Consider the following 26,872-nt stretch of genomic DNA (forward strand, 5'->3'; position numbering starts at 1 on the left):
GTCGGATGCCGCCTTCCGCCTGTCGTGACGAGGCTGGATGCATGGTCTCCGCTGCCCCTGATCCCTTCCCCGCCCCGCCCCCTGCTCCGCCCGTTCCACCGCGTCGCCGCCGCGGCGGACTCATCGCCGTCCTGATCGCGGCGCCGCTCGTGCTGGCGGTGGCTGCGGGCGCCGTGTGGTTCGGCCTCAAATCCGGGCGGCCGACTCCGCCCGCCGCCGGAGCGGTCACCTTCGCGCAGCCGCTGCGGATCCCGGAGCTCGCACCCTCCACGGTCGAGGACGGGGTCAGGGTGTTCCGGCTCGAGGCGGCCGAGGGCCGCAGCTCCCTCGTACCTCAGGGGACCACGCCCACCCTCGGCTACAACGGCGACTACCTCGGCCCGACGCTCGTCGCCGAGCGCGGTGAGCGCGTGCGCGTCGAGGTGCGCAACGGGCTCGACGAGAGCACGACGGTGCACTGGCATGGCATGCATCTGCCTGCCGCGATGGACGGCGGACCGCACTCGCCGATCGCGGCGGGCGCGTCCTGGTCACCCGAATGGACGATCGATCAGCCTGCGGCGTCGCTGTGGTACCACCCGCACCTGCACGGCCGGACGCGCGAGCAGGTCGACGCCGGCCTCGCCGGCATGTTCCTGGTGACGGACGAGGAGGAGGCGGGGCTCGCGCTGCCGAGGGACTACGGCGTGGACGATGTGCCCGTGATCGTTCAGGACCGCTCGTTCAGCGCCGATGGTGCGTTCGCCGGTGGCCTCGGCATGCAGTTCGACGGCGTCCTCGGCGACACGATCCTCGTCAACGGCACGGTCGGGCCCTTCCTCGACGTGTCGACCGAGAAGGTGCGACTGCGGCTGCTCAACGGCTCCAGCGCACGGATGTACGACTTCGCCTTCGCCGATGGCCGCGAATTCGCCCTGGTGGGAACGGACGGCGGTCTGCTGGCCGCCCCGGTGCCGTCGACGAGCATCCCGCTGTCGCCCGGCGAGCGCGCGGAGATCGTCGTCAGCATGCGTCCGGGGGAGCGTGCCGTCCTGCGTTCGCAGGCACCGGACCCCGCCCTGAACGCCGGCAGCGCCGTCTTCGACGTGCTGGAGCTGCGCGCCGAGGCATCCCTCACCCCTTCTCCCGTCCTGCCGGAGACGCTCGCCGCACTTCCGGACGCGAGCGACGCGGATGCCGCGGCCGAGCGCTCGTTCGTGATGTCTGGCCACAGCATCAACGACCGCCAGATGGATCTCGGACGCGCCGACTTCACGGCGACTGTGGACACCTCCGAGGTGTGGACGGTCCGCAATGAGAATCCGCTGCCCCACTCGTTCCACGTCCACGACACGCAGTTCCGTGTGCTGAGCGTCGACGGCGAGGCGCCGCCCGCTCGCCTGTCGGGCTGGAAGGACACGATCGCGCTCGAGTGGAACCGCGAATACCGCCTGCTGGTCAGGTTCGAGGACTACGCCGACCCGACCACTCCGTACATGTATCACTGCCACCTGCTGTGGCACGAGGACCAGGGCATGATGGGACAGTTCCTGGTCGTCGAAGAGGGCCAACAGCCCGACCTGCGTCGTCCCGAGGGAGATTCCGATGACCACTCAGCCCACGACCACTGAGGCGCCCCCGGCGCTCGCGCCCGCGACGCCGGAGGGCTTCTGGGCCTCGTATGGACGGGCCTGGGTGCGCACCCCCGGCAGCGCCGTCTACCTCCTCGCCGTCTTCGTCCTCGCCATGGTGTCGGTGACCGTGCTCGCCTCGCTCTTCTGGACGGGTGTCGGCCTTCTCGTCCTCGTGATCGGGCTCCCGATCGTCGTGGGCACGCTCGTGATCGCCCGGGGCTTCGGTGCGGCCGATCGCGGCCTGCTGCGGCTCACCGGCCTGCCCACGATCGTCGAGCCGGAGTGGAACCGCGATCGCACCGACGCAGGAGGCTTCTGGTTGACGCTCACTCGCCCGCTCCGCAACGCGCACTACTGGGTGTACCTCGTGCACGGCGTGGTCGTGAGCCCCATCATCAGCACGATCTCGTTCGCGCTGACGACGGTGTGGCTGAGCGTGGGCCTGGGCGGGTTGACCTATTGGTTCTGGGGGGTCTTCCTGCCGCGCGGGGACCGCGGGGCGGACTGGGGCCGATACGTGGCCGATGCGCTGCCGTGGCTGTTCGGCGGCTGGTCCGCGTGGACGGTCGAGGTCGTGCTGTACCTTCTCGCCGGGATGGTCTTCACCTTCACGATGCCGTGGGTGCTCGGCGGTCTCGCGCGCGGACACCACGCCGTGGCCGTGGGCATGCTCGGGCGCTGGAAGTCCGACGACCTGGCCGCCGAGGTGCGGGCCGAAGCAGCCGCGCGCGGCGCGGCCGTCCACGCCGAGGATGTCGCGCTGCGGCGGCTCGAGCGCGACATCCACGACGGTCCCCAGCAGCGCCTCGTGCGCCTTCAGCTCGACCTGGCCGCCCTCGAGCGGCGGGCCGAGTCGGGCGACGCGGATGCCGCGGCCGAGCTCGCCAGGGAGGCTCGGGCGCACGCCAAGGCCGCACTGGACGAGCTCCGCGCGCTCTCCAGCGGCGTCGCGCCGCCGCTGCTGCAGGATCGCGGGCTCGCGGCGGCGCTCGCGGCCACGGCGGCGGGCGCGCCCATCGCGGTGCACACCGATATCGACCCGGCGATCGACGCCGTCACGAGCCCCGAGATCGCACGGACCGTGTACTTCGTGGTGGCCGAGCTGCTCACGAACGTGGTCAAGCACGCCGGCGCGACGGCTGCGACCCTGAAGGTGTCGCTGCGACCCTCGGTGAGCGGCGCGCCGTCGATGCTCGACGTCTGGGTGGTCGACAACGGGCGCGGCGGTGCCTCCTACGCGGCGGGCCACGGGCTCGAGGGCCTGCGCGAGCGGGTCGCCGGACTGCGAGGGATGCTCGTCGTCGACAGTCCCGTGGGCGGACCGACGTCGATCGGCGCACATGTGCCGCTCGCCGCGAGCGCGTCGTGAGCGCTCCGTATGCTGGGGCCATGACCGAGGCTCCGTTGCGCGTCGTGCTCTTCGAGGACTCCGTTCTCCTGCGGGAGGGCCTCGTGCGACTCTTCGACGAGGCCGGCTATGTCACCGCCGGCGCGTGGGGGGACGCGCAGGATGTCGTGTCGCGCGTGCGGGAGACGCGAGCGGATGTCGCCATCCTCGATGTCCGGCTGCCGCCCGGGTTCCGTGACGAGGGGATCCGGGCCGCCCTGGAGCTCCGCGCGGCGCTTCCTGCGGTCGGCATCCTCGTCCTCAGCCAATACGTCGAGGGCGTGTATGCGCGGGAGCTCCTCGCCGGCGGCGACGGGGGAGTCGGCTATCTGCTGAAGGACCGGGTGACCTCGCTCGAGGAGTTCACCGACGCGGTGCGCCGCGTCAGGGAGCGCGGGACCGTCCTCGATCCGCTCGTCGTGCAGGGTCTCCTCGCCGCGCGGCCCGATCCGCTGTCCACGCTGACACCTCGAGAGCGCGACGTGCTCACGCTCATGGCCGAGGGGCGCAGCAATGCGAGCATCGCCCAGCGCCTCTTCATCGGCGTCGGCGCCGTCGAGAAGAACATCAGCGCCATCTTCGCCAAGCTCGGGCTGGAGGAATCGGGGACCGAGCATCGCCGCGTCCTCGCGGTGCTCGCGTTCCTCCAGCACTGATCCCAGGCGACATGGCAAGGCGCCCCCCGCGCGAGCCGGGGGCGCCTGTCAGTCGCTGAGGATCACTCGGCCAGGTGCGCGAAGAGGAACCAGCGGTCCTTCTCGAGCGTCTCCTTGATGCCGATGGCGATGTCCTGGCTCGTCAGGTCGAACTCATCGAGGCCGTCGATCGCGGCCTGGACGTCGGCGATGACGACATCCATGTCGGCGATGACGGTGCGGATCAGCGCATCCCACTGGGTGAACCCGGCGGGAACCTCGGTCGTCGTCTTCGCCGCGACGGTGCTCACGCGAGCGTCGACCGGCAGCCCGAGCGCGACGATCCGCTCGGCGGCCTGGTCTGCGCCGGCCTGAGCGTTGGCGACGACCGTGTCGAGCAGCTCGTGGATCGCGATGAAGTTCGCTCCGCGGACGTTCCAGTGAGCCTGCTTGCCGTTGACGGCGAGGGCCTGGAGGCCGAGGACCACGGGCGTGAGGAACTGGGCGCTGGCAGCGGCCACAGTCGGGTCGGCGGCGGTGGCGGGGGTGGTGTTCGTCTTCGACATGTCTCTCGTCTCCATCTTCGGCAGGGGCGTCTCTGTCGGCGCGCGTCCTCCAGTGGGTGCAACGCTACTCAGCAGGTCGCATTCCGCAAGCAAGAGAAGGCTCCGCTTACCCGAGGCGGAGCATGGCCGACCTGTCGCGCCGGATTGTCAGCCGGGACCGGCTAACGTCGTTGGGTGCCTTCCGCCGATCACGACCTCGGACCCCAGCATCTGCGCCAGCCCGCTGCGACGGTGACGCAGGAGCCGCTGGACCGGTCTCCCGAACACGCCGAGCCGTCGCGCTTCCTTCCGCATGTGCAGGGGCTGCGCGCGATCGCCGTGCTCGCCGTCGTGCTGTATCACTTCTGGCCTGCGCGGTTCTCGGGCGGCTACGTCGGCGTCGACATCTTCTTCGTCATCTCGGGCTTCCTCATCACGTCGCACTTGATGCGGGAACTGACCGCCACGGGCACCGTGCGCCTGGGGCAGTTCTGGGCGCGGCGGGCGCGACGGCTGCTGCCGGCATCCCTCCTCGTCCTGCTGTTCTGCGCGCTGGTGGCGATGTCGCCCTACCTGACCCCCACGTCGGCGCTGCCGAATGAGGTGCGCGAGATCCTCGCCTCGACGTTCTACGTCGAGAACTGGTTCCTCGCGCTGAACTCGGCGGACTATCTCAACCACTCGGGCGACCCGACGACTGTCCAGCACTACTGGTCTCTCTCGCTCGAAGAGCAGTTCTACGTCATGTGGCCGCTGCTCATGCTCCTCGCCGCGTGGATCGGTGTGAAGTGGTTCCGCGGCGCTCGTCGGCGCGCGGTGATCGTCACGCTGGCCGTCGTCTCGGTGATCTCGTTCGCGTTCTGCGTGGTCTTCACGATCACCGATCCCGCGCCCGCGTACTTCGTCACCTTCGGGCGGATGTGGCAGTTCGGAGTCGGAGCGATGATCGCCCTGGTGCCGGTGCTGCGGGTGCGCAACGCGCTCGGCAGCTTCCTCCTGGGCTGGGGCGGCATCGCGGTGCTCGTGTTCGTGATCTTCCAGTTCGACGGGCAGACGCCGTTCCCCGGCTACATGGCGGCGCTCCCCACGCTCGGCGCGGCGGCCGTGATCGCGGCGTCCAACGCCGGCCGGTGGTGGTATCCGACGCGGATTCTGTCCCTCCGCCCCGCTCAGTTCGTGGGCGACATCTCGTACTCGCTGTACCTGTGGCACTGGCCGCTCATCATCATCGCGCCGTCTGTGCCGTTCTGGGGCCTCACGATCTATCACCGCGTGGCGCTCCTCGGACTGTGCTTCGTCCTGGCGTGGCTCACGAAGCGGTTCGTCGAGGATCCGGTGCGCGGCTGGAAGGTGCTCACGTCGCGTCCTGCTCGCGTCACGCTGTGGAGCTCCCTGGCGGCGATGATCGTGGTCGCGCTGGTCGCCGCGATGGCGTGGTTCGTCAACGCACCGGCGTACAACGCCGGCTTCCGGGCGATCCAGGAGCTGCAGGAGGATCCGCCGCCGTGCTTCGGCGCCGCGTCGGTGCTCGATCCGTCGTGCGCGTCGGCCGATTTCGGCGATGACATCCTGCCCGCTCCGGGATTCGCCGGGGTCGACAGTCCTCAGGCCGGCGACTGCTTCGTGCAGCTCACCGACGCACGGCCGGTGTCGTGCACCTTCGGCTCGGACGACCCCGATGCTCCGCGCATCGCACTCATCGGCGACAGCCACGCGTATCAGCTCCTGTCGACGTTCGAGCGCATCGCCGACGATCAGGGCTGGCAGCTGGTGACGTGGTTCAAGGGGGCGTGTCCCTGGAGCACGACGCCGCTCGCGACCCCCGGCGCATTCGGTGCGGCGTGCACCGAATGGCGCGAGGGCGTGTCCGAAGCCCTCGCCGAGGCGGATGTCGACGCGGTCTTCACGGCGGCGATCGCCACGACGCCGTACTCGTCGGACGGCTTCGACTCGTCGTACGACGCGGCTGTGGCCGGGTACGTCGAGGCGTGGGACGAGGTTCTCGACCGCGGCATCCCCGTCATCACCGTCGTGGACAATCCCGTGTGGGAGACCGATCCGAACAAGTGCCTGCGCACGCGCGATCAGGCCGAGTGCCTCGGCGCGCGGTCGGACGTGCTCGTCGCCGACGATCCGCTTCGGGATGCGGCATCCCAGCGCGACACCGTGACCCTGCTGGATTTCACGGACGTCTTCTGCGACGACCAGTGGTGCGCGCCGGTCGTGGGCGGGGCGAACGTGTACCGCGATCAGGACCACCTCACCGTCACCTTCGCCGACACCCTTGCCCCCTGGTACACCGAGGCGATCCAGCAGAGCCTCTCCTCCCGGGCGGGCTAGCTCCGGCCTCCCTGGCGTCCGTCGCCGTCGAATAAGGTCGTGCCATGACGATCTCTCCGGATGCCACCGTGCTCGCCGTCGGCGGGCGCACCCCCGAGATCGACGGCTCCGCCTTCCTCGCGGCCGGCGCCCGAGTCATCGGAGCCGTCGCGCTGGGCGAGGGTGCGAGCGTCTGGTACAACGCGGTCCTTCGAGCTGACAGCGACGCGATCACCGTGGGGGCAGGCAGCAATCTGCAGGACAACGTCTCCGTCCACGTCGACGCGGGCCATCCCGTCGTGATCGGGCGGGACGTGTCCGTGGGACACAACGCGGTCGTGCACGGCTGCTCGATCGGCGATGGCTCGCTCATCGGAATGGGCAGCGTGGTGCTGTCGGGGGCGGTCATCGGAGACGGATGCCTCGTGGCCGCCGGCGCCGTCGTTCTCGAGGGCACCGTCGTCCCAGCCGGTTCGCTGGTCGCCGGCGTCCCCGCGAAGGTGCGCCGCGAGCTCACGGACGAGGAGCGCGGAAGCATCGTGCGCAACGCCGCGACCTACCGCGCGCACCTCGACGCTCACCGTACGGCGACTCTCCCGGGGGAGTAGGGATGCGGATCGAGTCGCTCGCTCCCGGCGAGGTCTTCGTCTTCGGATCGAACGCAGCCGGGGCGCATGCCGGTGGGGCGGCGCGCTTCGCGCTGGACCGCTTCGGTGCGGTGTGGGGGCAGTCCGAGGGACTCCAGGGTCAGGCGTACGCGATCGACACGATGTCGGGGCTGGCCGTGCTCGAGGAGCAGGCCGGTCGATTCGTGGAATTCGCTCGCTCGCGCCCCGACCTCCGCTTCCTGGTCACGGAGGTGGGCTGCGGGATCGCCGGGTACCGGCCCGATCAGGTGGCGGTGTTCTTCGCAGGTGCGCCGGACAACGTCGTGCTGCCGGCGAGCTTCGCCTCGGCGCTCGAATCCCGCTGACCGCCGCCGCGCCTCAGGCCCCGGTCTTCGGCTCGGGATGGTGCTTGCCGCGGTGCACTTCGTACAGACGCACGTGGCCCGGCCAGGTCGGGTCGTTCACGATCGGCTGGTCGTCCATGAAGAGCCGGATGACGTGCGCGAGCTGACCGGGATGGCTGAAGTTGATCGCATGTGCCGCGCCCTCGAGCAGCACCACGAGCACGTGACTGTCGGTCTGACTGGCGATCTCGTCCACGCGGTGGGCGTGGGGGAGGAGCGGGTCGCGCTCGCCCAGCACGACGAGCGTCGGTATGCGCATCTCGAGCAGGCGCTGCAGCGACGGGTACTGCGTGAGCGCCTTGAACATGCGCACCGTGCTCGGCACGCCGAAGCGCACGTAGTCGGGGACCGCGACCCGTGCCATGCGCGTCGGCTCGCGGGGCGCATCCTTCGAGAGCTGACCGATCGCGCGCCGCAGCGGCTGGTTGTACAGTCCGCCCGCCGGCGACACGAGCACGGCGCGGTCGATGCGCTCAGGAAAGTGATGGGCGAACTCGATGATCACGGGACACCCCATCGAGTTGCCCACGAGGGTGGCCTTCTCGACTCTGCGGTCGTCCATGAAGTCGCGTGCGGCGCTGGCGAGATCGGGGATGTCGAGCATGTCGCGGCGCTTGCCGCTCCTGCCGAAGCCGGGGAGGTCGGGAACGTAGGTGTGGAACTCGTCGGCGAGGCGTTCCGCCGTCGGCAGGAGGTACCGGCCCGACAGGCCGAATCCGTGCACGTGCATCATCACGCGCGGATCGGCCGGCTTCCGAGGCGACTCCCGGTAGAACACGTCGACGTCGTCGATGCGCGTCCACTTCTCGGTGAGCGCTGACGCCGGCCGACGCGGCAGCTTCCGCGGCTTCGGTGTCTGGGCCGACGAACTCGGCGTGGTCATCGCGGTACCCCCTCGTGATCCTTGCCTGCCCGCATTCTGCCGCGGGCAGGGCGGGGCGTCATCACGACCGGGCCGAAATCACCCCCGAAGTCGCCCCCTCCACCCGTGCGTGCCGCGCGCCGCGCGGGTGCGGGTGCCGCGCACATCGGTGCATGCCGCGCGGCTGCATCTGCGCGTCACGAGCCGAAGTGTGCGGCGCGCCCGGCGCGGCAAGACAGGACGGCGTGCGCACGGTGCTCGAGCGTGTCCCGCGGACGCGAAGCGATACCGGCCCTGACCGGCAGATGACGATGTGGAGGGGATGACGGGAATCGAACCCGCACCATCAGTTTGGAAGACTGAGGCTCTACCATTGAGCTACATCCCCGCAGCGGCGTGCCGCGGCATCCGACAGTCTAACCGCATCCGACGCGCGCATCCGACACGAGTGCCCAGGCGCGTCGGCTAGACTTCTCGGGGCCGAAAGGCGCACGCACGCGTGCGAACCCGCCCGGGGCGTAGCTCAGCTTGGTAGAGCGCCCGCTTTGGGAGCGGGAGGCCGCAGGTTCAAATCCTGTCGCCCCGACATCACGGCCACAGATTCCGCGAAACCAGACTTCCACCCGCCGCGCCCGCGCGCGGTCCGATAGAGGAGAACGAACAGGCATGGTGAACAGCACCGTCGAGAAGCTCAGCCCGACCCGGGTGAAGCTCCACATCACGGTCACCCCCGATGAGCTCAAGCCGAGCATCGCGCACGCGTACGAGCACATCGCGCAGGACGTGCAGATCCCCGGCTTCCGCAAGGGCAAGGTCCCCGCGCCGATCATCGACCAGCGCATCGGCCGCGTCGCCGTGCTCGAGCACGCCGTGAGCGAGGGCCTGGACGGGTTCTACCGCGAGGCCGTCGAGGCCAACGAGCTGCGCGTGCTGGGCCGTCCGAGCGCCGAGGTCACCGAGTGGCCGAACGAGAAGGACTTCTCGGGCGACCTCGAGGTCGAGGTGGAGGTCGACGTGCGTCCCGACTTCGATCTCCCCGCGTTCGAGGGCACGACCGTCGAGGTCGAGGCCGCCGAGGTCGACGAGGCCGCGATCGACGCCGAGCTCGACCGCCTGCGCGCCCGCTTCGGCACGCTGGTGACCGTCGACCGCCCCGCCACCACCGGCGACTTCGTCGAGCTGGACCTCGTCGCCGCGATCGACGGCACCGAGATCGACCGCGCCGAGGGCGTGTCGTACGAGGTCGGCTCGGGTGAACTGCTCGAGGGCATCGACGAGGCCATCGACTCGCTCACCGCCGGTGAGGACACCACGTTCCGCTCGAAGCTGGTCGGCGGCGACCACGCCGGCGAAGAGGCCGAGGTCTCGGTGACCGTCAAGGCCGTCAAGGAGCGCGAGCTTCCCGAGGCCGACGACGACTTCGCCCAGATCGCCAGCGAGTTCGACACGATCGCCGAGCTGCGCGACAGCCTCAAGGAGCGCGTCGGCCAGCAGTCGGTCTTCACGCAGGGTTCGGCCGCGCGCGACAAGCTCATCGAGCAGCTGCTCGAGCAGGTCGAGATTCCCGTGCCGCAGCAGCTCATCGACGACGAGGTGCACAACCACCTCGAGGGCGAGGGCCGTCTCGAGGACGACGTGCACCGCGCCGAGGTCGCCGAGGCCAGCGAGAAGCAGTTCAAGACGCAGATGCTCCTCGACAAGATCGCCGAGACGGTCAACGTGCAGGTCTCGCAGGACGAGCTCACGCAGTACCTCGTGCAGTCGGCCGCGCAGTACGGCATGGCGCCGCAGGACTTCGTCAACGCGCTGCAGGAGGGCAACCAGCTTCCTGCCATGGTCGGCGAGGTCGCCCGCAACAAGGCCCTCGCGGTCGCGCTCGGCAAGGTGAAGGTCGTCGACACGAACGGCAACCCGGTGGACCTCACCGGTTTCGTCGCCGTCGAGGACGAGACCGAGGCCGCGGAGGAGACCGAAGCCGCGGACGAGGCCGAGGCCGCCGAGGCCGAGGCCGCCCCCGAGGCCGCGGCCGAGAAGCCCAAGAAGAAGGCGCCGGCCAAGAAGAAGGCCGCTGCCGACAAGGAGTGATCGCTGCGACGCAGCGAGAGTGAGGGGACGGATGCCGCGGCATCCGTCCCCTTCTTCATCGAGGAGGACGACCATGACCCGGGACTGGGAACGACGCGTCGAGGCCGTGTGGGCCGACACCGGGCTCGACGATGAGACGCGCCTCCAGCGGATCGACGCCCTCGCGGCCGAGCTCGCCCCCGATGACGCGCGCGGCCTCTTCGAGAGGGCGGGTGCCCGAGATGCCGCCGGGCGCGAAGCAGAGGCCGAGCCGCTGTATCGCGCGGCCCTCGAGCGCGGTCTCGACGATGAGCTCCGGCCTCAGGCGGTGATCCAGCTCGCGAGCACGGTCCGCAACCTCGGCCGCAGCGAGGAGGCGATCCGGATGCTGCGCGCCGAGGTCGCCCGCCAGCCCGTCTCGCCGCTGCGCGACGAGGCCGCGGCGTTCCTCGCTCTCGCGCTCGTCTCGAACGGCGACGCGGCGGAGGGAGCATCCGTCGCCCTCCGCACCCTGGCACCCCACCTCAGCCGCTACGGGCGCGCGGTCGCTTGGTACGCCGACGAACTGCGCGTCGGCGGCGCCTGATCTGCCCAGGGCGAACACGCGCGGGTCGCTCTCGGCGCGCCGGTAGATTCGATGGCACGACCACGGAATCAGGAGTACACATGGCCGAACCACTTGTCGCGACGAGCGTCTTCGACAGGCTGCTGAAGGACCGCATCATCTGGCTGGGGTCGGAGGTGCGCGACGACAATGCCAACGAGATCTGCGCGAAGATCCTCCTTCTCGCCGCCGAGGACTCCGAGAAGGACATCTACCTCTACATCAACTCGCCCGGCGGCTCGATCACGGCTGGCATGGCGATCTACGACACGATGCAGTTCGTGCCGAACGACATCGTCACCGTCGGCATCGGCATGGCCGCGTCCATGGGCCAGCTGCTGCTCACCGCGGGCACGAAGGGCAAGCGGTACATCACGCCCAACGCCCGCGTGCTGCTGCACCAGCCTCACGGCGGGTTCGGCGGAACCGCGAGCGACATCCAGACGCAGGCACAGCTCATCCTCGACATGAAGAAGCGTCTCGCCGAGATCACCGCCGCGCAGACCGGCAAGTCCGTCGAGCAGATCAACGCCGACGGTGACCGCGACCGTTGGTTCACGGCGGACGAGGCCCTCGAGTACGGCTTCGTCGACCACATCCGCGAATCCGCCACCGACGTCGTCGGCGGCGGCGGGACCGCGGCCTGACGGCTCCGAAGGCGAAAGAGAGAGAACCCGGAATGCAGACCCCCACCTTCGGACCCGGCATGAGCCCGCAGGGCCTCCAGATGCCCGGAAGCCGCTATGTCCTCCCGCAGTTCGAGGAGCGCACGGCGTACGGCTACAAGCGCCAGGATCCCTACAACAAGCTGTTCGAGGACCGCGTCATCTTCCTCGGCGTCCAGGTCGACGACGCGTCGGCCGACGACGTCATGGCGCAGCTGCTCGTGCTCGAGAGCCAGGATCCCGACCGCGACATCATCATGTACATCAACTCGCCCGGTGGCTCGTTCACGGCGATGACGGCGATCTACGACACCATGCAGTACGTGTCGCCGCAGATCCAGACCGTCGTGCTCGGCCAGGCGGCCTCGGCGGCGGCCGTGCTGCTGGCGGCCGGCGCCCCCGGAAAGCGTCTCGCGCTGCCGAACGCGCGCATCCTGATCCACCAGCCCGCGATGGGCGAGGCCGGCCACGGCCAGGCGTCCGACATCGAGATCCAGGCGCAGGAGATCATGCGCATGCGCACGTGGCTCGAGCAGACGCTGTCGAAGCACTCCAACAAGACCATCGAAGAGGTCAACAAGGACATCGACCGCGACAAGATCCTGTCCGCCGAGGAGGCCGTCACGTACGGTCTCGTCGACCAGGTGCTCACGACGCGCAAGCGCACCCCCGCTGCTCTGACGAAGTAGGGCGGATGCCTCGAAGCCCCGCTTCCCGGAAACCCGGGAGGGCGGGGCTTCGCTGTGGGCGGACAATTCATCGTTCACATTGAACGTGGCAATCCCGCCGCATGTCGTCGCGAGCGATTAGGCTCTGAGAACACCCGGGGAGCGCCCCGGCACGTGACGAGAGGGAGCCTCATGGCACGCATCGGTGAGAGCGCCGACCTGTTCAAGTGCTCCTTCTGCGGAAAGAGCCAGAAGCAGGTGCAACAGCTCATCGCGGGTCCCGGCGTCTACATCTGCGACGAGTGCGTCGAGTTGTGCAACGAGATCATCGAAGAGCGGATGGCCGAGTCCAGCTCGGGCGTCGTGACCGATTTCGATCTTCCGAAGCCGCGTGAGATCTTCGGCTTCCTCGAGGAGTACGTCGTCGGTCAGCACGCCGCCAAGCGTGCGCTGTCCGTCGCGGTGTACAACCACTACAAGCGCGTGCGTGCGCACGGCACGATCCAGTCCGCCGAGCAGCGGGCCGAAGAGATCGAGATCGCCAAGAGCAACATCCTGCTCCTCGGTCCCACCGGTTGCGGAAAGACCTACCTCGCACAGACGCTCGCCAAGCGTCTCAATGTCCCGTTCGCCGTCGCCGACGCGACCGCGCTCACCGAGGCGGGCTACGTCGGCGAAGACGTCGAGAACATCCTCCTCAAGCTCCTCCAGGCCGCCGACTTCGACACCAAGCGCGCCGAGACCGGCATCATCTACATCGACGAGGTCGACAAGATCGCGCGCAAGGCGGAGAATCCGTCGATCACCCGCGACGTCTCGGGCGAGGGGGTGCAGCAGGCGCTCCTGAAGATCCTCGAGGGCACGGTCGCATCGGTGCCGCCGCAGGGCGGTCGCAAGCACCCGCACCAGGAATTCATCCAGATCGATACGACGAATGTGCTGTTCATCGTCGCCGGTGCGTTCGCCGGCCTGGAAGACATCATCTCGTCGCGCGTCGGCAAGCACGGCATCGGCTTCGGCGCACCGCTGCACAACAAGGGCGACGACCTGACTCTCTTCAGCGAGGTCCGGCCGGAAGACCTCCACAAGTTCGGCCTGATCCCCGAGTTCATCGGGCGTCTGCCAGTCGTCGCATCGGTCTCCCCGCTCGACCGTGACGCGCTGATGGAGATCCTCACCGAGCCGAAGAACGCCCTCGTCAAGCAGTATCAGCGCATGTTCGAGCTCGACGGCGTCACTCTCGAGTTCGACCGGGAGGCGCTCGAAGCGATCTCCGATCTCGCCGTCGAGCGCAAGACAGGCGCCCGCGGTCTGCGCGCGATCCTCGAAGACGTGCTCGGCCCGATCATGTTCGAGATCCCGTCCACCGACGACGTCGACAAGGTCATCGTGACGCGCGCGGCGGTCGAGGATGGCGCGCCGCCCACCCTCGTGCTGCGCCAGAAGCGCAAGAGCGCCTGACGACAGGCCCGCGGCCGGACCCGGGAGGTGATCCCACAGGGCCGGCTCGTTGCGAGATGGCCGATTCCGGCCACGTGTGAATGGCCCTTCCGAGCGACGCGCGCTAGATCCGCCGCGCGGTTGACTCGGGGACATGTCAGACCTGATCCTCTCCACCCACGAGTCGGCCGCGCTCTTCGGCCGGCCCGCTGCGATCGACCTCCGTCCGGCCGGCGCCGAGCAAGTGCGGTCCTCACTCCTGGGGAGCGTACGCATCGACCCGCGGCACAACGGCCCTCGGCGCTCTGCGAACGGGGGGTTCGCCGCGGGTGCGATCGCGCGTCACATCGACGCGGATGTCGTCACCGTGCGGCTCCGCCGCCGCATCCCTCTCGGTCGCACCCTGTACGTCTCGGGTGACGGCGCCCACGGGTGCCTTGTCCACCACGGACGCCGCCTCATCGCCGAGGCGCGTCCCGGGAGCCTGGTGCCGGCGGCGCTTCCTGCCGCGCCCGCGTGGGATGACGCCCTCGCCGCGCGTGAAGCCCACCCCTTCGTCGGCCAGAAGCATCCCCTGTCCGACTGCGTCGTCTGCTCGCCGCACCGCCGGGATGGCATGCACATCACGCCGGGGCCGGTTCGCGGTCGGCCGGAGCTTCTGGCGGCACCCTGGTCCGTCGACAGTCGCGATGCCGTGGGGGGAACGGCCTCGTACGCAACGGTGTGGGCCGCCATGGACTGCCCGAGCTACCCCGCCGCCGCCCTACGGGATCGTGAACTCTGCCTGCTCGGGACGATGACCGCCCTGGTCGAGCGCCGGCCGCGCGTGGGGGAGAACCTCGTCGTGTACAGCTGGACCCGCGCGCGCCAGGGACGTCGGCACGAGACGTCCGTCGCCATCGTCGACAGCCGCGGGCAAGTGATCGCCCGCGCCGATTCCACCTGGATCGCCCTCCGCAGGCAGCGCGTCGCCCGGTGGGCGAGTCGCTTCCGGTGATCCACACGGGCCGTCGCAGACAGCCCAACACTCCACCCACTCGCCCGGCTGAGCCGAGCACTGACAGAAAGGCACACCATGTCGACCATCCTTGAAGACATCGATCACGGCGCCGCCGCGCTCACCGCTGCGCAGGCAGAAGAGGGCGCGGCGCTCGCCCAGCGACTCCTCGAATCGGTAGGCCCGGCCCTCGAACTGCTGACCATCGAACTCGGACGACGCCACCGCCTGTACGAGACCATCGACCGCCTGGGCGCCGCGACAGCCGCCCAGCTGGCCGACGAGACCGGTGTTGGGAAACGGCAGCTTGCCGAATGGCTCCAGCAGCAGGCGATCGCAGGCGTCCTCGTCGCGGACGACCGCGCCGAACGCTATGTCCTGCCCGAGTCGTACCGGCCGGTGCTCCTCGATCCGACGAATCCGCTGCACGGTGCCGGACTGGCGGAGATGTTCGCCGGGATCGCGGAGACCTTCGAGGACGTCTCAGCGGCGTTCCCCGGACGCGGAGCCGTCGCGTTCTCGGACTTCGGCGCTGCAGTGCGCCACGGTCTGGAGACCATCTACCGCCCGGGCTACACGCACGCGCTCGGCGCGTGGATGGCGCACCTGCCGGACATCGCGGCACGACTCGAGCAGGGCGGCATCGTCGTGGACGCAGGTTGCGGAACCGGGTGGTCGACGATCGCGCTCGCGCGTCGATTCCCGCATGCCCGCGTCGTCGGGGTAGACCTCGACGAGGCATCCGTCGACGAAGCTCGAAGCCACGCGGCTGAAGCCGGCGTGGCGGACCGGGTGTCGTTCGCCGCGGCCGACGCGACGGACGTGGGCGAGCTCGCCCGCATCGTCGGCGGCAGAGCGACCCTCGTGACCGTCTTCCTCGCGCTTCACGACATGAATGAACCGCAGCGCGCGCTCTCGGCGTTCGCCGAACTCCTGCAGGAGGGGGGAGCCGTCCTCGTCGGCGATGCTCAGGTGTCGGACACGTTCACCGCTCCGGCCGGGCCCCTCGACCGCATGTTCTCGGCGTTCAGTGTGCTGCACTGCCTGCCCGCCACCCTCGCAGAGGGGAGCGGCCACGCGCACGGCACCGTGCTGCGCGCGCCCACGGTCGCGGCGTGGGCGAGGGCCGCCGGCTTGGCGGACGTTCGCCGGCTCGAGATCGAGCACCCGGCCTGGTCCTTCTACCGGCTCGGTGTATGACGCCCGTCCAGGGTCGCACGCTCTCGCCGCCACGACCCGGCCCGCTCGCCGCGGGCCGGGTCGTGTCCCATACTGAGATCGTGCGATCGGGCGAGCCCCCCATCCGGTACGCCTGGACCGGATCAGACGACGTGGCGTGGTCTGAGACGGGCGACGGCCCGCCGGTCCTCATCGGCGGGTGGTGGATGAGCCACCTCGAACGCGACGCGGAGTACCCGCCCTTCCGGGACTTCGTCTCGACGATCGCACAGCACCGTCGAGTCATCCGGATGGATCCGCCGGGCAGTGGCCTCTCGCGATCTCGCGAGACACCGTCGGAACTCTGGCCGCATGTCGACGCCATGCTCGCGGTGCTCGATGCCGCCGACGCGCAGCAGGCGACCCTCTTCGCCGGCTCGTCGGGGTGTCCGGTCGCGATCGCGTTCGCCGCCCGCCACCCTGAACGAGTGCGGCGACTCGTCTTGTCGGGCGCGTACCTGTCCGGGTCCATGATCGCGCCCGACGCCGACCGCGCCGCCCTGGTGGAACTCGTGCGACGCAGCTGGGGCGTCAGCTCGCGGGTGATGTCGGACATCTTCTACCCCGACGCGACCCCGGAGCAGCGTCGCGCGTATGTGCGGCACCAGCGTTCGACGGCGACGGCGGATGCCGCGGCCGCCGCGCTCGAGGCCGTGTACTCCTTCGACGCGAGGGACTTCGCCGCAGACGTCTCGGCTCCCGCGCTCGTGCTCCACCGCCGCGGTGACCGCGCGATACGTCTGGCGCTGGGGGCGGCGGTCGCCGACGCGCTGCCCGACGCACGCCTGCAGGTGCTCGACGGAGCGGCGCATCATCCCTGGCACGGTGACACGACCGCGCTGCTCGCGGCCGCTCTCCGCTTCGACGGGGTGGCCGAGCCGGACGTGGTCTCGCCGAGTGCGCCGACGCCGGGTGCCGCGCTTCCGATCAGCCTCCGTGAGCTCGAGGTGCTCACGCTGGTGGCCCGGGGACTCACAGACGCCCAGATCGCCTCGGAGCTGTACCTCAGCATCCATACGGTGCACCGTCACGTCGCGAATGCGCGCTCCAAGCTCGGCGTTCCCTCGCGTGCCGCTGCCGCCGCGTGGGCCGTCGCCCACACGGCGTGACCGCGGCGCCCCGTCGTCAGGCGACGAGACCGCGTCGCTCCAGGAGGGGCCGGATATCGGCATCCCGTCCACGGAAGTCGCGGTAGGCGGCAAGCGGGTCCTTCGACCCGCCGACGCCCAGGAGGCGCTGACGGAATCGATCGCCGTTCGCCCGCGTGAGCCCGCCGTTCTCGCGGAACCACTCCACCGTGTCGGCGTCGAGGACCTCGCTCCAGATGTAGGAGTAGTAGCCGGCGCTGTAGCCCCCCGAGAAGACGTGCGCGAAGTAGGTCGACGAGTAGCGGGTGGGCACCGCCGGGTTGTCGAGACCGATGTCGGCGAGAGCGGATGCCTCGAACTCCGCGACGTCGAGGTCGACGCCTGCCTGCTCGGACGTCAGCGAGTGCCAGGCCTGGTCGAGCCAGGAAGCGGCGAGATACTCGCTGGTCGCGAACCCCTGGTTGAAGGCCTCCGACGCGCGCAGCTTCTCGACCACGTCGGCAGGGAGCGGCTCGTCGGTGTCGACGTGCCGCGCATAGGCGTCGAGGATCTCCGGCCAGTAGATCCACATCTCGTTGACCTGGCTGGGGAACTCCACGAAGTCGCGGAACACATTCGTGCCGGCGAAGTGCGGGTAGGTCACCGTCGCGAAGAGGCCGTGCAGGGCGTGCCCGAACTCGTGGAAGAGCGTCGTCACCTCGTCCAGGGTGAGCAGGGTCGGCTTGCCGGGCGCCGGCTTGGGCACGTTGAGGTTGTTCACCACGACGGGACGGGTTGCGCGCAGCGCCGACTGGGAGACGATCGAGTTCATCCATGCGCCGCCGCGCTTCGTGTCGCGCGTGTACAGGTCGAGGATGAACAGGCCCAGCTCGCTGCCGTCGGCATTGTGGAGCTCGAAGACGCGGGCGTCCGGGTGATACGCGGGAATGTCGGGGCGTTCGGTGAAGGTCACGCCGTACAGCTCTGTCGCTGCGCGGAAGACACCATCGTTCAACACGCGCTCCGCCTCGAACCACGGGCGCAGTGCACCGCGATCGAGGTCGAACTCCGCCTCCCGCACCTTCTCGGTGTAGTACGCCCAGTCGTGCGCCTCGAGCGTGAAGGGCTGTGATTCGGCGTCGATGATCTCCTGCAGCGCCGCTTGCTCGCTCCGCGCATTCCGAGCGGCCGGAACGGCCAGCCGCCGCAGGAGGTCGTGCACCGCCTCGGGCGATCCGGCGGTCTCGTCCGCGGTGACGTAGCCCGCATGCGTGTCGTAGCCGAGCAGTGCCGCCCGCTCGGCCCGCAGCCGGACGATCTCCAGGAGCACCTCACGGTTGTCGTACTCGTTCCCGCGGCTGCCGCGCGAGCGCGAAGCGTCGAGGAGGCGCTTGCGACTGTCGCGGTTCGTCAGCGACGACAGGTAGGGGTGACCCGTGAACAGCGTGAGGGTGACGACCCACTTCCCGTCGAGGCCGCGGTCCGTGGCAGCCTGTGCCGCGGCCGACAGCTCGCCCTCGGTGAGCCCGTCGAGCTCGTCGGCCGCGTCGAACACGACCGCGAGGTCGTTCGTGTCGTTCAGCAGGTTCTTCTCGAAGGTGGTGGTCAGGGTCGAGAGGCGCTGGTTGAGAGCAGTGAGCCGTTCCTTCGCCGGATCATCGAGTCCGGCGCCGGCGTGAGACATCTCGCGATAATGGCGCTCCACCAGGTAGCGCTGCTCGGAATCCACCTCGAGGTCGTCCAGCCCGTCGTGGACGGTCTTGATCCGCCAATAGAGGTCCGAGTCGAGCTGGATCGAATCGTGATGCGCCGACATGAGCGGAGCGAGTTCCTCCTCTATCGCCTGGATCTCGGGAGTGGCGTCTGCCGACGACACGGTGTAGAAAGCGCGCGAGATGTCGCCGAGGAGCTTCCCGCTCTCCTCGAGCGGTACGAGGGTGTTCTCGAACGTGGGCATGGAGCGCACGCGAGTGATGGCGGCGATCTCGCCGGAGTGCTGCTGGAAGGCTTCGCGGAACGCGGGGAGGTAGTGCTCCGGCCGGATGGCGGTGTAGTCGGGGAGATCGTAGGGAAGCGGCCCGGGGGACAGCAGAGGGTTGTCGTTCGGCATGCGGTTCAGCCTAATCACGACGAGCCAAGATGCCCACACTTGTTTGCAAACAAGCCGTTGCAAAGAAATGCTTGCAAAGAAGTCTTTGCATCGCTAATCTGATGCCATGGCAGAGAACGAGACCAACGAGCAGGCCGAAGCGATGGCCCGCTCGGAGCAGCGTCACAACGAGGATCGCGTCCTCGACTCCGGGGCCCTGCGCGCGCTCGCCCACCCGCTCCGGGTGAGGATCTACGACATCCTCAGCCAGTACGGACCGCAGACGGCGAGCTCCCTCGCGGAGCGCCTGGGGGAGTCGAGCGGTGCGACGAGCTACCACCTCCGTGCGCTCGCCAAGCACGACCTCATCCGCGAAGCCACCGACCGTGGAACGGGTCGCGAGCGCTGGTGGGAGCGGCCCGTGGGCGGCGTCTCGTTCGCGAGCCCCGACGCCATGGCGACACCTGCCGGCCGTGCCGCGACGCAGGTCGTCATGAACGAGTTCCTGCGCAACCGCAACGACCAGCTGCTCGAGTTCGTCAACCGCGGAATCGGCGGAGAGGACGAGATGTGGCAGGAGGGCACGCTCATCTCCACCGCGACGGCACGCCTCACCCCCGAGCAGAGCAAGGAGCTCGCGCTCAAAATCATGGCCCTGATCGACGAGGCCGTGGACAACTACCGAGACCAATCCGGCGAGAACGTCCGGCCCGTCACGATTCGGGCCGACCTGTTCCCGCTTCCCACCCTGGGAGGACAGTCATGACCGCTCTCACCGCACCTCGCTCCACGCACGCCACGCGATTCGAGCGGATGCTGCTGACCACCGCCGCCGGGATCGACCGGTTCGTCGAATCGAGACTCGAACGGCGCACCTGGACCACCCCGCCGCTCGACGCGCAGAGTCAGGCCGCCGACACCCGCGCCGATGCCCTCGCCATGGGCGCGGTCGGGATGCTTCCGCGATGACCGGCACGACGGACACCGCGGATATGACAGAGGGGGCCGGGCGCAAGGGCCGGCCCCCTCTGGCCGGCCCGGCGACGAACCCGGAACCGCGAGCGAAACCCGCGCTGGGACGGGACTTCGGCAAGCTCTGGACCGCCGCAGCCTTCAGCAACCTTGCTGACGGCCTCGGCCGGGTGGCGGTGCCGCTGATCGCCACGACGCTCACCCGCGACCCGCTGGCGATCGCCGCGATCGGTGCGCTCGCTTTCGTGCCGTGGCTCGTCTTCGGGCTCCCTGCAGGCATGATCGTCGACCGCTTCGACCGACGACGCATCATGGCGCTCGCGAACGCACTGCGGGGGCTCGCTGCTCTCGGCCTTGCCGTGCTCACCGTGACCGGCTCACTCGACATCTGGTGGCTGTTCGCCGCCACCCTCGTCTTCGGGGTCGGAGAGACCCTGTTCGACAACGCGACGAACGCGGTCGTCCCCTCTCTCGTCGAACGTCGATCGCTCGATCGGGCGAACGGATTCCTGCAGGCGGCGCAGGTCACCATCGACAGCTTCATCGCCACGCCGATCGGCGGCGTCCTGTTCGCCGTGTCGCTCGCACTTCCGCTGTGGGTCGGGGCGGCGGGGTACCTGATCCCGATCGCGCTTGCCGTGATGCTCCCGCTCTCTGCGGCACGTCCCCTGCGGGGGGCGTCGCGCGGTCAGCGGCAGGATGCCCCCGAACCGGCGGCAGCCGTCGTCGCGGGAGAGCCGATCGCCGCCGCGGAGGCTCCGGCCGAACAGGCCGCGGAGCAGGCCGCGCTCGTCGCCGCAGAAGGCGGTACGTCCGCTCGCGAAGCGATCACGTACCTCTGGCGCCACCGCTTCCTGCGGTCCATGGTGGTCTTCACGTGCGTCGTGGGCTCCGCCTTCTCGCTGGCCCAGGCCCCGACCTTCCTCTACTTCCTCGACGAGCTCGCTGTCGCACCCGCCGCCATCGGCGTCGTGACGGCCGGAATAGGACTGGGCGCGCTCGGCGGCTCGCTGGTCGCGTCGAGGCTTGTGGAGCGATTCGGCCGGGGGGCAGTCATGCTCGGAGCGAACCTGGTGGCGGCGGCATCCCTCGTCTGCGTCTGGGCTGCACCCGAAGTGATCACCGGAACCATCGCGTATGCGCTGATGGCGTGCGCGGTCTCGGTGTGGAACGTCCCGTGGGGAGCGCTTCGGCAGGCGATCGTGCCCGGCTATCTCTTCGGACGTGTGCTCGGGATCATCCGCACCTTCACCTGGGGACTGTTTCCCTTCGCGACGCTGCTCGGCGGGTGGATCGCCCGCTTCGATCTGCGCCTGCCCTACCTGCTCGCCGCCGGCGCGACCCTGCTCGCCGTCCTCGTCGCCTGGAGGCTCCTCTTGCAGGCCTCGAAGCACGACGCCCCCGAGGACTGACCCGTCACCGCGCGGCGGAGATGGGCGTGTCCGGCCAACATGGCGACACTCGTCGTGCGGGAACTCGCCGCACCTGTCGGAGGGCGCACGCTGATCGACGCGGCACTCCTGCCCGCGCGAACGCTGCGCGCCGGCGCGGGCTCCTAGCCGAAGCCGTCCTCAGGGTCGTTCCGCGCGAAGGCGACGCCGTCCTCGTCCAGCGACACGATGATGCCCGTGTCGAGTTCCGCGATCGGCTTGCCCTCGAGCCACGTCAGCGTCCAGCGCGGACGAGGCTGCCCGAAGAGGTCCGCCGGGATCGTGGCGTCGACCGAGGCGATCTCGCCACGGAGCTCCTGGGGGACCGAGCTCGGGGGTTCGTCCCCCGAGGTCCAGCGTGTTCCGAGTTGCATGTCAGGCCTCCTGCGGCGCCAGCTCGATGCTGTCGATGACGAGCTCGTTCCAGCCGCCGAGCAGCTCGAGGGACTCGATGCGCCCGACGGCGCGAAGGTCGCCCTCTGCCAGCCGCAGCCGCGCGACGGTGTGATCCTCGGCGCGAAGCGTCAGCGTCGCGACGGCCGTCTTCTGCGAGGCCTTCGCTTCGGTCTTCGCGCGACGGATGCCGATCAGCGCGGCACTGGCTGCGGTGAGCACCTCGGGGTCCCCGTCGATGCCCAGCGGCTCGGGCCACGACGCGGTGTGCACCGAACCCTCGTTGAACCACGACCACGACTCCTCGGCCGCGAACGAGATCACGGGCGCGAACAGGCGCAGGAGGGTCGACAGGGCGGTGCGCAGCGCGAGCGCCGCCGAGGCCTGGCCGACATCGGCCTGGTTGTAGGCGCGCTCCTTCACCAGCTCGAGGTAGTCGTCGCAGAACGTCCAGAAGAACGACTCGGTCACCTCGAGCGCACGGGCGTGATCGTAGGCGTCGAGTGCCTTCGTGGCGTCGCGCACGACTCCGTCGAGCGTGGCGAGCATCGACGCGTCGAGGGCGTGCGTCACCTCGGCGCCCTCGGGCACCGGGAACGACAGCACGAACTTCGCCGCGTTGAGCACCTTGATCGCGAGGCGCCGCCCGATCTTGATCTGGGTGGGGTTCTGCGGGTCGAACGCGGCATCCGTGCCCAGCCGGCTCGAGGCTGCCCAGTACCGCACGGCGTCGGAGCCGTGCTGGGCGAGGATGTCGGCGGGAGTGACGACGTTGCCCTTCGACTTCGACATCTTCTTGCGGTCCGGGTCGACGATGAACCCGGAGATCGCGGCGTCCGTCCACGGTGCCCGGTCGTCCTCGAGCGCGCTGCGGAGCAGGGTCGAGAAGAGCCACGTGCGGATGATGTCCTGGCCCTGGGGGCGCAGGTCGAACGGGGCGACGAGGTTCCACAGCTCGGGATCGCGCTCCCACCCGCCCGCGAGCTGCGGCGTCAGCGACGAGGTCGCCCACGTGTCGAAGATGTCGTTCTCACCCTCGAACCCGCCCGGAACGCCGCGCTGGTCCTCGGTGTACCCGGGCGGCACGTCGGTGCTGGGGTCGATGGGCAGCGCGGCGGCGTCGGGCGTGATCACGTGCGCGTAGTCCCGCTCGCCGCTCTCGTCGAGCCCGTACCAGACCGGGATGGGCACGCCGAAGAAGCGCTGCCGTGAGACGAGCCAGTCGCCGGTGAGCCCGTTGGTCCAGTTCTCGAACCGCACGCGCATGAAGTCCGGATGCCACGCCATGCTCTTGCCGAGCGCGATGAGCTTGTCGCGCAGTGCCTCGTCGCGGGCGCCGTTGCGGATGTACCACTGGCGCGTCGAAACGATCTCGAGCGGGCGGTCGCCCTTCTCGTAGAACTTGACGGCGTGCGTGAAGGTCTTGGGGTCGCCCTCCATCTCGCCGGACTCCTGGAGCAGCTCGACGATGCGCTTCTTCGCGCTGAAGACCGTCTTGCCCGCCAGCTCCGCGTAGGCGGCCTTCGCGGCATCCGTCACGATCACGTCGGGAGCGTCGGCGAGGACCCGCCCGTCCTGGCCGAGGATCGTGCGGTTCGGCAGGTCGAGCTCGCGCCACCAGATGATGTCGGTCACGTCGCCGAAGGTGCAGATCATGGCGATGCCGGATCCCTTGTCCTGCTGCGCCAGCGGGTGGGCGAGCACCGGCACCTCGACATCGAAGAGCGGTGTGCGCACGGTCGAGCCGAAGAGCGGCTGGTAGCGCTCGTCGTCGGGGTGCGCGACGAGGGCCACGCACGCGGGCAGGAGCTCGGGGCGGGTCGTCTCGATGTGGACGTCGCCGGAGCCGTCGGCCTTGTGGAACGCCACGCGGTGATACGCCGCCGGCTGGTCGCGATCCTCGAGCTCGGCCTGCGCGATCGCGCTGCGGAAGTCGATGTCCCACAGCGTGGGAGCCATCGCCTGGTACGCCTCGCCGCGCTCGAGGTTGCGGAGGAAGGCAAGCTGGCTCGTGCGAATGGTGTCGTCCGAGATCGTCCGGTAGGTCTGCGTCCAGTCCACGCTCAGTCCGAGCGCGCGCCACAGCGCCTCGAAGTGCTTCTCGTCCTCGACGGTGAGCTTCTCGCACAGCTCGATGAAGTTGCGGCGGCTCACCGGCACCTGGTCGGCCGCGCGGCTCGACTTGTTGTCACCGCCCTCGTACGGGGGGGTGAACGCGGGATCGTAGGGCAGCGACGGATCGCAGCGCACGCCGTAGTAGTTCTGAACGCGGCGCTCGGTCGGCAGGCCGTTGTCGTCCCAGCCCATCGGGTAGAAGACGGTCTTCCCGCGCATGCGCTCGAAGCGCACCTTCACGTCGGTGTGGGTGTAGCTGAAGACGTGTCCGATGTGCAGGCTCCCCGACGCCGTAGGCGGGGGAGTGTCGACCGAGTAGATCCCGGCGCGGCCGGCCCGCGCAGCGCGGGCGCGGTCGAACAGGTACGTTCCCTGCGCGGTCCACGCGGCATCCCATTTGGATTCGAGACCCTCGAGGGCGGGCTTGTCGGGAATGTGCGCGTCGGCCATGCGGGTCTCCTGGACGATATGTGCGGCACTGTGTGAGCGTGCCTGAGTGTGGGGTGCCCCACGATTCTACCGGGTGCGCGCGACGCCGCCGGCGGCGTCAGGCCTGCACGTCGATCCCGAGTGAGGCGGCGAAGGCGGGAGCGAGCTGCTCCACCTGCCACGGGGTAAGGGTGGCGCCCCGCAGCGACGACACGTCGAGGAAGGACGCGGCATCGAGTCCGCGCAGGTCGAGACTGTCCGCCCGCATTCCCCGGGTGTCGACCTCGTCCGCCCGCGTGCCCTCGAACCGCACGCGCGTGAGCGCCGCCTGCGGCACGTCGAGCGTCACGATCGTGCCGTCGGCCACCAGAAGATCCTCGACCGTGGCGCCCCCGAGCGACAGATAGTCGATCCGGATGCCTCGGAGCTCGACCTCGTCGGCGCCGGCACTCCCGAGGTCGAGGGTGCCGATCCGGCCCCCGGTGATGCAGACGCGCCTCAGCCGTGCCTCGCGTGCGATCAGCTCGGTCGCCCGGAGCCCGTCGAACGTCACGTCGATGAGCGTGGCGCCGGTGAGATCGAGTCGGTCGACGGATGCCTCGAGCACCTCGCACTCGGTCAGGACGGCGTGCGAGGCATCCGTGCGGGCTTCCAGGTTCGAGATCCGCGCGCGAAGGACGTCGTCACGAGGTCGCAGTCCGGCGACCTCCGTGAACTCGTCGGGAAGATCGGGGGCGCCGATACGAGGAGCGAGCGGGCGGTCGACACGAGCCATGCCGTCGACGCTACCCGCCCGCTCCGACCAGTCAGACGGTCGCGGTCTCCGGCTGGTCGCGACCGGACCCGCTGAACTCGGGCTCGGCCGGGCGGCGTGACGCCGCCCACGCCGAGACGAGCGTGATCGCCGAGAGGATCGCGAGGATGACGCCGGGGTGCCACCACGCGAAGTCCGTTGCTGCACCGAGCTCGAAGGTCACGTACGGAACGAAGCCGCTGATCGTGGCCGCCAGGGCGTAGGCGAACGACAGTGCCGAGTACCGGAAGTGATCCGGGAACAGGTCGTTCATGAGTCCGCCGAGCGCGGCCCACGACATGGTCGGCAGGATCCCGCCGATGATCATCGTCGCCACGAGGATCGGGAAAGCCGCGAACTGGAGCAGGAAGTACATCGGGAAGGTGATCAGCAGCGTGCCGAGGGCTCCCCAGGCGACCACCTTCGCCGAACCCACTCGCGTCGCCCACGCCCCGAACAGCGGGATGGTGACGAGCTGCAGGAGGCCGCCGATGGTGGTCGCGATCAGGAGGTCCTGGAAGCTGAAGCCGAGCCGCTCGACGCCGTAGTTGATCGTGTACGTGTTCATCAGCGAGTACGAGCCGATCCCGAGGAGCGCGGAGCCGATCGCGATCGCCATCGCCGCGGGGCGCTGCGCGAACATCGTCACGAACGGGATCTTGTCGCGGCGCCCCTCGGCGACCACTCCCTCGAAGACGGGTGTCTCGGTGATCGACCAGCGAAGGTACAGCGACACCAGCAGCAGCGGGATCGCGAGGAGGAACGGGATGCGCCATCCCCACTCGACCATCGCCTCGGCGGGAAGGGCGACGGTCATGACGATGAACAGCGTCGCGGAGAGGATCGAGCCGACCGGGGAGCCCAGTTGCGGGATCGCGGCGTAGAACGCGCGCTTGAGGCGGCCGGAGTGCTCGGTCGCGATGAGGATCGAGCCGCCCCACTCCCCGCCGAGCGAGAGGCCCTGCACGATGCGCAGGAGGATGAGGAGAATCGCGCCGATCCAGCCGGCCTGGGCATACGTCGGCAGCAGGCCGATGAGGCCCGTGGCCACGCCCATGATGCCCACGGTCCACAGGAGCGTCGCCCGGCGGCCGAGGCGGTCGCCCATGTAGCCGAAGAGGATCGCGCCGATGGGGCGCACCACGAAGGCGAGCGCGATCGTGAGGAAGCCCGCCGCGGTCGCGCCGAGCTCGCCGAGCGGCTCGAAGAACAGAGGGCCGACGAAGAACGCGGAGAAGTACGCGAACACGTAGAAGTCGAAGGACTCGAGCGAGGTCCCCACCATGGAGGCCCACGCCACTCGGCGTGTGGGGGACGAGGCGGTGTCGGGCATGGCAGCAGAGGTCACGGACGTCAATCTTGGCACGCGTCCAGAAACCGCGGCACCATTCCCGGCATTCCCTCTTGTGCCCGCACGATAGAATCGACCATCAGCACCGATCCGGCCATCACCGGGGAGCTCTCGGAAGAACGCCCTTCGGGGTCACTAGAACCGAGCGGGTCAGGCCCGTCACAGCCGCAGTGAGAGAGGGCGCCCGCGACAACGGGCGCCACG

Annotated in this window: 24 protein-coding genes and 2 tRNA genes; 18 read left to right on the plus strand and 8 right to left on the minus strand. The window is 69.5% G+C overall.

Features of this window, described 5'->3' with window-relative positions; all coding sequences use genetic code 11:
* Window positions 1–41: 41 nt before the first annotated feature.
* From HF323_RS09690 to HF323_RS09700, 3 genes are read left to right on the plus strand one after another with little or no spacing between them, the layout of a single operon-like run.
* Window positions 42–1,610: a multicopper oxidase domain-containing protein gene (locus tag HF323_RS09690; RefSeq protein WP_211160439.1), complete on the plus strand. Its 1,569-nt coding sequence runs from the start codon at window positions 42–44 to the stop codon at window positions 1,608–1,610.
* The gene (locus HF323_RS09695; RefSeq protein WP_169582384.1) at window positions 1,585–2,982 is read left to right on the plus strand and encodes a sensor histidine kinase; all 1,398 of its coding nucleotides are present in this window, start codon (window positions 1,585–1,587) and stop codon (window positions 2,980–2,982) included. Before HF323_RS09690 ends, HF323_RS09695 begins: the two co-directional genes overlap by 26 nt.
* A 20-nt stretch (window positions 2,983–3,002) precedes the next feature.
* Window positions 3,003–3,656, plus strand: coding sequence for a response regulator transcription factor (locus HF323_RS09700; RefSeq protein ID WP_169582385.1), 654 nt, complete (start codon window positions 3,003–3,005; stop codon window positions 3,654–3,656).
* Between the two features lie 62 nt (window positions 3,657–3,718).
* Here HF323_RS09700 and HF323_RS09705 read toward each other — a convergent pair whose 3' ends face one another.
* Entirely contained in the window at window positions 3,719–4,201 is a 483-nt protein-coding gene (locus HF323_RS09705; protein WP_169582386.1) for a DNA starvation/stationary phase protection protein, read from the minus strand.
* Window positions 4,202–4,375: 174 nt separating this feature from the next.
* Here HF323_RS09705 and HF323_RS09710 point away from each other — a divergent pair, with 174 nt between their 5' ends.
* The 3 genes from HF323_RS09710 to HF323_RS09720 are packed head-to-tail and all read left to right on the plus strand — an operon-like array spanning window position 4,376 to window position 7,472.
* Window positions 4,376–6,520, plus strand: a complete 2,145-nt coding sequence (locus HF323_RS09710; protein ID WP_169582387.1) for an SGNH hydrolase domain-containing protein — start codon at window positions 4,376–4,378, stop codon at window positions 6,518–6,520.
* 44 nt (window positions 6,521–6,564) lie between these two features.
* On the plus strand, window positions 6,565–7,107 hold the full coding sequence (locus HF323_RS09715; RefSeq protein WP_169582388.1) for a gamma carbonic anhydrase family protein: 543 nt from the start codon (window positions 6,565–6,567) through the stop codon (window positions 7,105–7,107).
* Window positions 7,108–7,109: 2 nt separating this feature from the next.
* Window positions 7,110–7,472, plus strand: a complete 363-nt coding sequence (locus HF323_RS09720; protein ID WP_169582389.1) for a hypothetical protein — start codon at window positions 7,110–7,112, stop codon at window positions 7,470–7,472.
* 13 nt (window positions 7,473–7,485) lie between these two features.
* On the opposite strand, the gene HF323_RS09725 is transcribed toward HF323_RS09720, so the two are convergent.
* Together HF323_RS09725 and HF323_RS09730 are read right to left on the minus strand one after the other, a co-directional pair.
* On the minus strand, window positions 7,486–8,394 hold the full coding sequence (locus HF323_RS09725; RefSeq protein ID WP_169582390.1) for an alpha/beta fold hydrolase: 909 nt from the start codon (window positions 8,392–8,394) through the stop codon (window positions 7,486–7,488).
* Between the two features lie 293 nt (window positions 8,395–8,687).
* Window positions 8,688–8,761 (minus strand) — tRNA-Gly (locus HF323_RS09730).
* A gap of 124 nt (window positions 8,762–8,885) precedes the next feature.
* Between HF323_RS09730 and HF323_RS09735 the strand changes: the two genes are divergently transcribed.
* The 9 genes from HF323_RS09735 to HF323_RS15430 all read left to right on the plus strand — a co-directional run bounded on the left by HF323_RS09735 (window position 8,886) and on the right by HF323_RS15430 (window position 17,138).
* Window positions 8,886–8,959: transfer RNA gene (locus HF323_RS09735), tRNA-Pro, on the plus strand.
* Between the two features lie 80 nt (window positions 8,960–9,039).
* Entirely contained in the window at window positions 9,040–10,458 is a 1,419-nt protein-coding gene (gene tig, locus HF323_RS09740) for a trigger factor (protein ID WP_169582391.1), read from the plus strand.
* A 73-nt stretch (window positions 10,459–10,531) separates the two neighbouring features.
* Window positions 10,532–11,023, plus strand: a complete 492-nt coding sequence (locus HF323_RS09745; protein ID WP_169582392.1) for a tetratricopeptide repeat protein — start codon at window positions 10,532–10,534, stop codon at window positions 11,021–11,023.
* A gap of 80 nt (window positions 11,024–11,103) precedes the next feature.
* On the plus strand, window positions 11,104–11,688 hold the full coding sequence (locus HF323_RS09750) for an ATP-dependent Clp protease proteolytic subunit (protein ID WP_169582393.1): 585 nt from the start codon (window positions 11,104–11,106) through the stop codon (window positions 11,686–11,688).
* A 32-nt stretch (window positions 11,689–11,720) separates the two neighbouring features.
* Complete coding sequence (locus HF323_RS09755) at window positions 11,721–12,395, plus strand: ATP-dependent Clp protease proteolytic subunit (protein ID WP_282435362.1); 675 nt, start codon at window positions 11,721–11,723, stop codon at window positions 12,393–12,395.
* A gap of 171 nt (window positions 12,396–12,566) precedes the next feature.
* Complete coding sequence (gene clpX, locus HF323_RS09760) at window positions 12,567–13,835, plus strand: ATP-dependent Clp protease ATP-binding subunit ClpX (protein ID WP_169582394.1); 1,269 nt, start codon at window positions 12,567–12,569, stop codon at window positions 13,833–13,835.
* A gap of 133 nt (window positions 13,836–13,968) precedes the next feature.
* Complete coding sequence (locus tag HF323_RS09765) at window positions 13,969–14,811, plus strand: hypothetical protein (protein ID WP_169582395.1); 843 nt, start codon at window positions 13,969–13,971, stop codon at window positions 14,809–14,811.
* A gap of 78 nt (window positions 14,812–14,889) precedes the next feature.
* Window positions 14,890–16,011: a class I SAM-dependent methyltransferase gene (locus HF323_RS09770; protein WP_169582396.1), complete on the plus strand. Its 1,122-nt coding sequence runs from the start codon at window positions 14,890–14,892 to the stop codon at window positions 16,009–16,011.
* On the plus strand, window positions 16,008–17,138 hold the full coding sequence (locus tag HF323_RS15430; RefSeq protein ID WP_169582397.1) for an alpha/beta fold hydrolase: 1,131 nt from the start codon (window positions 16,008–16,010) through the stop codon (window positions 17,136–17,138). The genes HF323_RS09770 and HF323_RS15430 overlap by 4 nt, the downstream gene beginning before the upstream one ends.
* A 16-nt stretch (window positions 17,139–17,154) precedes the next feature.
* Here the strand turns inward: HF323_RS15430 and HF323_RS09780 are convergent, their stop codons facing one another.
* Window positions 17,155–19,206, minus strand: coding sequence for a M3 family metallopeptidase (locus tag HF323_RS09780; RefSeq protein ID WP_169582398.1), 2,052 nt, complete (start codon window positions 19,204–19,206; stop codon window positions 17,155–17,157).
* Window positions 19,207–19,348: 142 nt separating this feature from the next.
* Between HF323_RS09780 and HF323_RS09785 the strand changes: the two genes are divergently transcribed.
* The 3 genes from HF323_RS09785 to HF323_RS09795 are packed head-to-tail and all read left to right on the plus strand — an operon-like array spanning window position 19,349 to window position 21,569.
* Window positions 19,349–19,951, plus strand: coding sequence for a helix-turn-helix domain-containing protein (locus tag HF323_RS09785; RefSeq protein WP_169582821.1), 603 nt, complete (start codon window positions 19,349–19,351; stop codon window positions 19,949–19,951).
* Window positions 19,948–20,154, plus strand: a complete 207-nt coding sequence (locus tag HF323_RS09790) for a hypothetical protein (protein WP_169582399.1) — start codon at window positions 19,948–19,950, stop codon at window positions 20,152–20,154. The genes HF323_RS09785 and HF323_RS09790 overlap by 4 nt, the downstream gene beginning before the upstream one ends.
* Window positions 20,151–21,569 carry an MFS transporter gene (locus HF323_RS09795; protein ID WP_223169308.1) on the plus strand — a complete coding sequence of 473 codons (1,419 nt, stop codon included), beginning with the start codon at window positions 20,151–20,153 and terminating at the stop codon, window positions 21,567–21,569. Before HF323_RS09790 ends, HF323_RS09795 begins: the two co-directional genes overlap by 4 nt.
* Window positions 21,570–21,712: 143 nt before the next feature.
* Here HF323_RS09795 and HF323_RS09800 read toward each other — a convergent pair whose 3' ends face one another.
* From HF323_RS09800 to HF323_RS09815, 4 genes are all read right to left on the minus strand, one after another.
* Window positions 21,713–21,961, minus strand: coding sequence for a hypothetical protein (locus HF323_RS09800; protein ID WP_169582400.1), 249 nt, complete (start codon window positions 21,959–21,961; stop codon window positions 21,713–21,715).
* A gap of 1 nt (window position 21,962) precedes the next feature.
* Window positions 21,963–24,545, minus strand: a complete 2,583-nt coding sequence (gene valS, locus HF323_RS09805; RefSeq protein WP_169582401.1) for a valine--tRNA ligase — start codon at window positions 24,543–24,545, stop codon at window positions 21,963–21,965.
* A gap of 97 nt (window positions 24,546–24,642) precedes the next feature.
* Window positions 24,643–25,299 (minus strand): pentapeptide repeat-containing protein, encoded by a 657-nt coding sequence (locus HF323_RS09810; RefSeq protein ID WP_169582402.1) that lies wholly within the window; start codon window positions 25,297–25,299, stop codon window positions 24,643–24,645.
* Between the two features lie 31 nt (window positions 25,300–25,330).
* On the minus strand, window positions 25,331–26,665 hold the full coding sequence (locus HF323_RS09815) for an MFS transporter (RefSeq protein ID WP_317451047.1): 1,335 nt from the start codon (window positions 26,663–26,665) through the stop codon (window positions 25,331–25,333).
* Between the last annotated feature and the right edge of the window lie 207 nt (window positions 26,666–26,872).

This window comes from Microbacterium sp. MF43 (genome assembly GCF_012847295.1).
GTDB lineage: Bacteria > Actinomycetota > Actinomycetes > Actinomycetales > Microbacteriaceae > Microbacterium.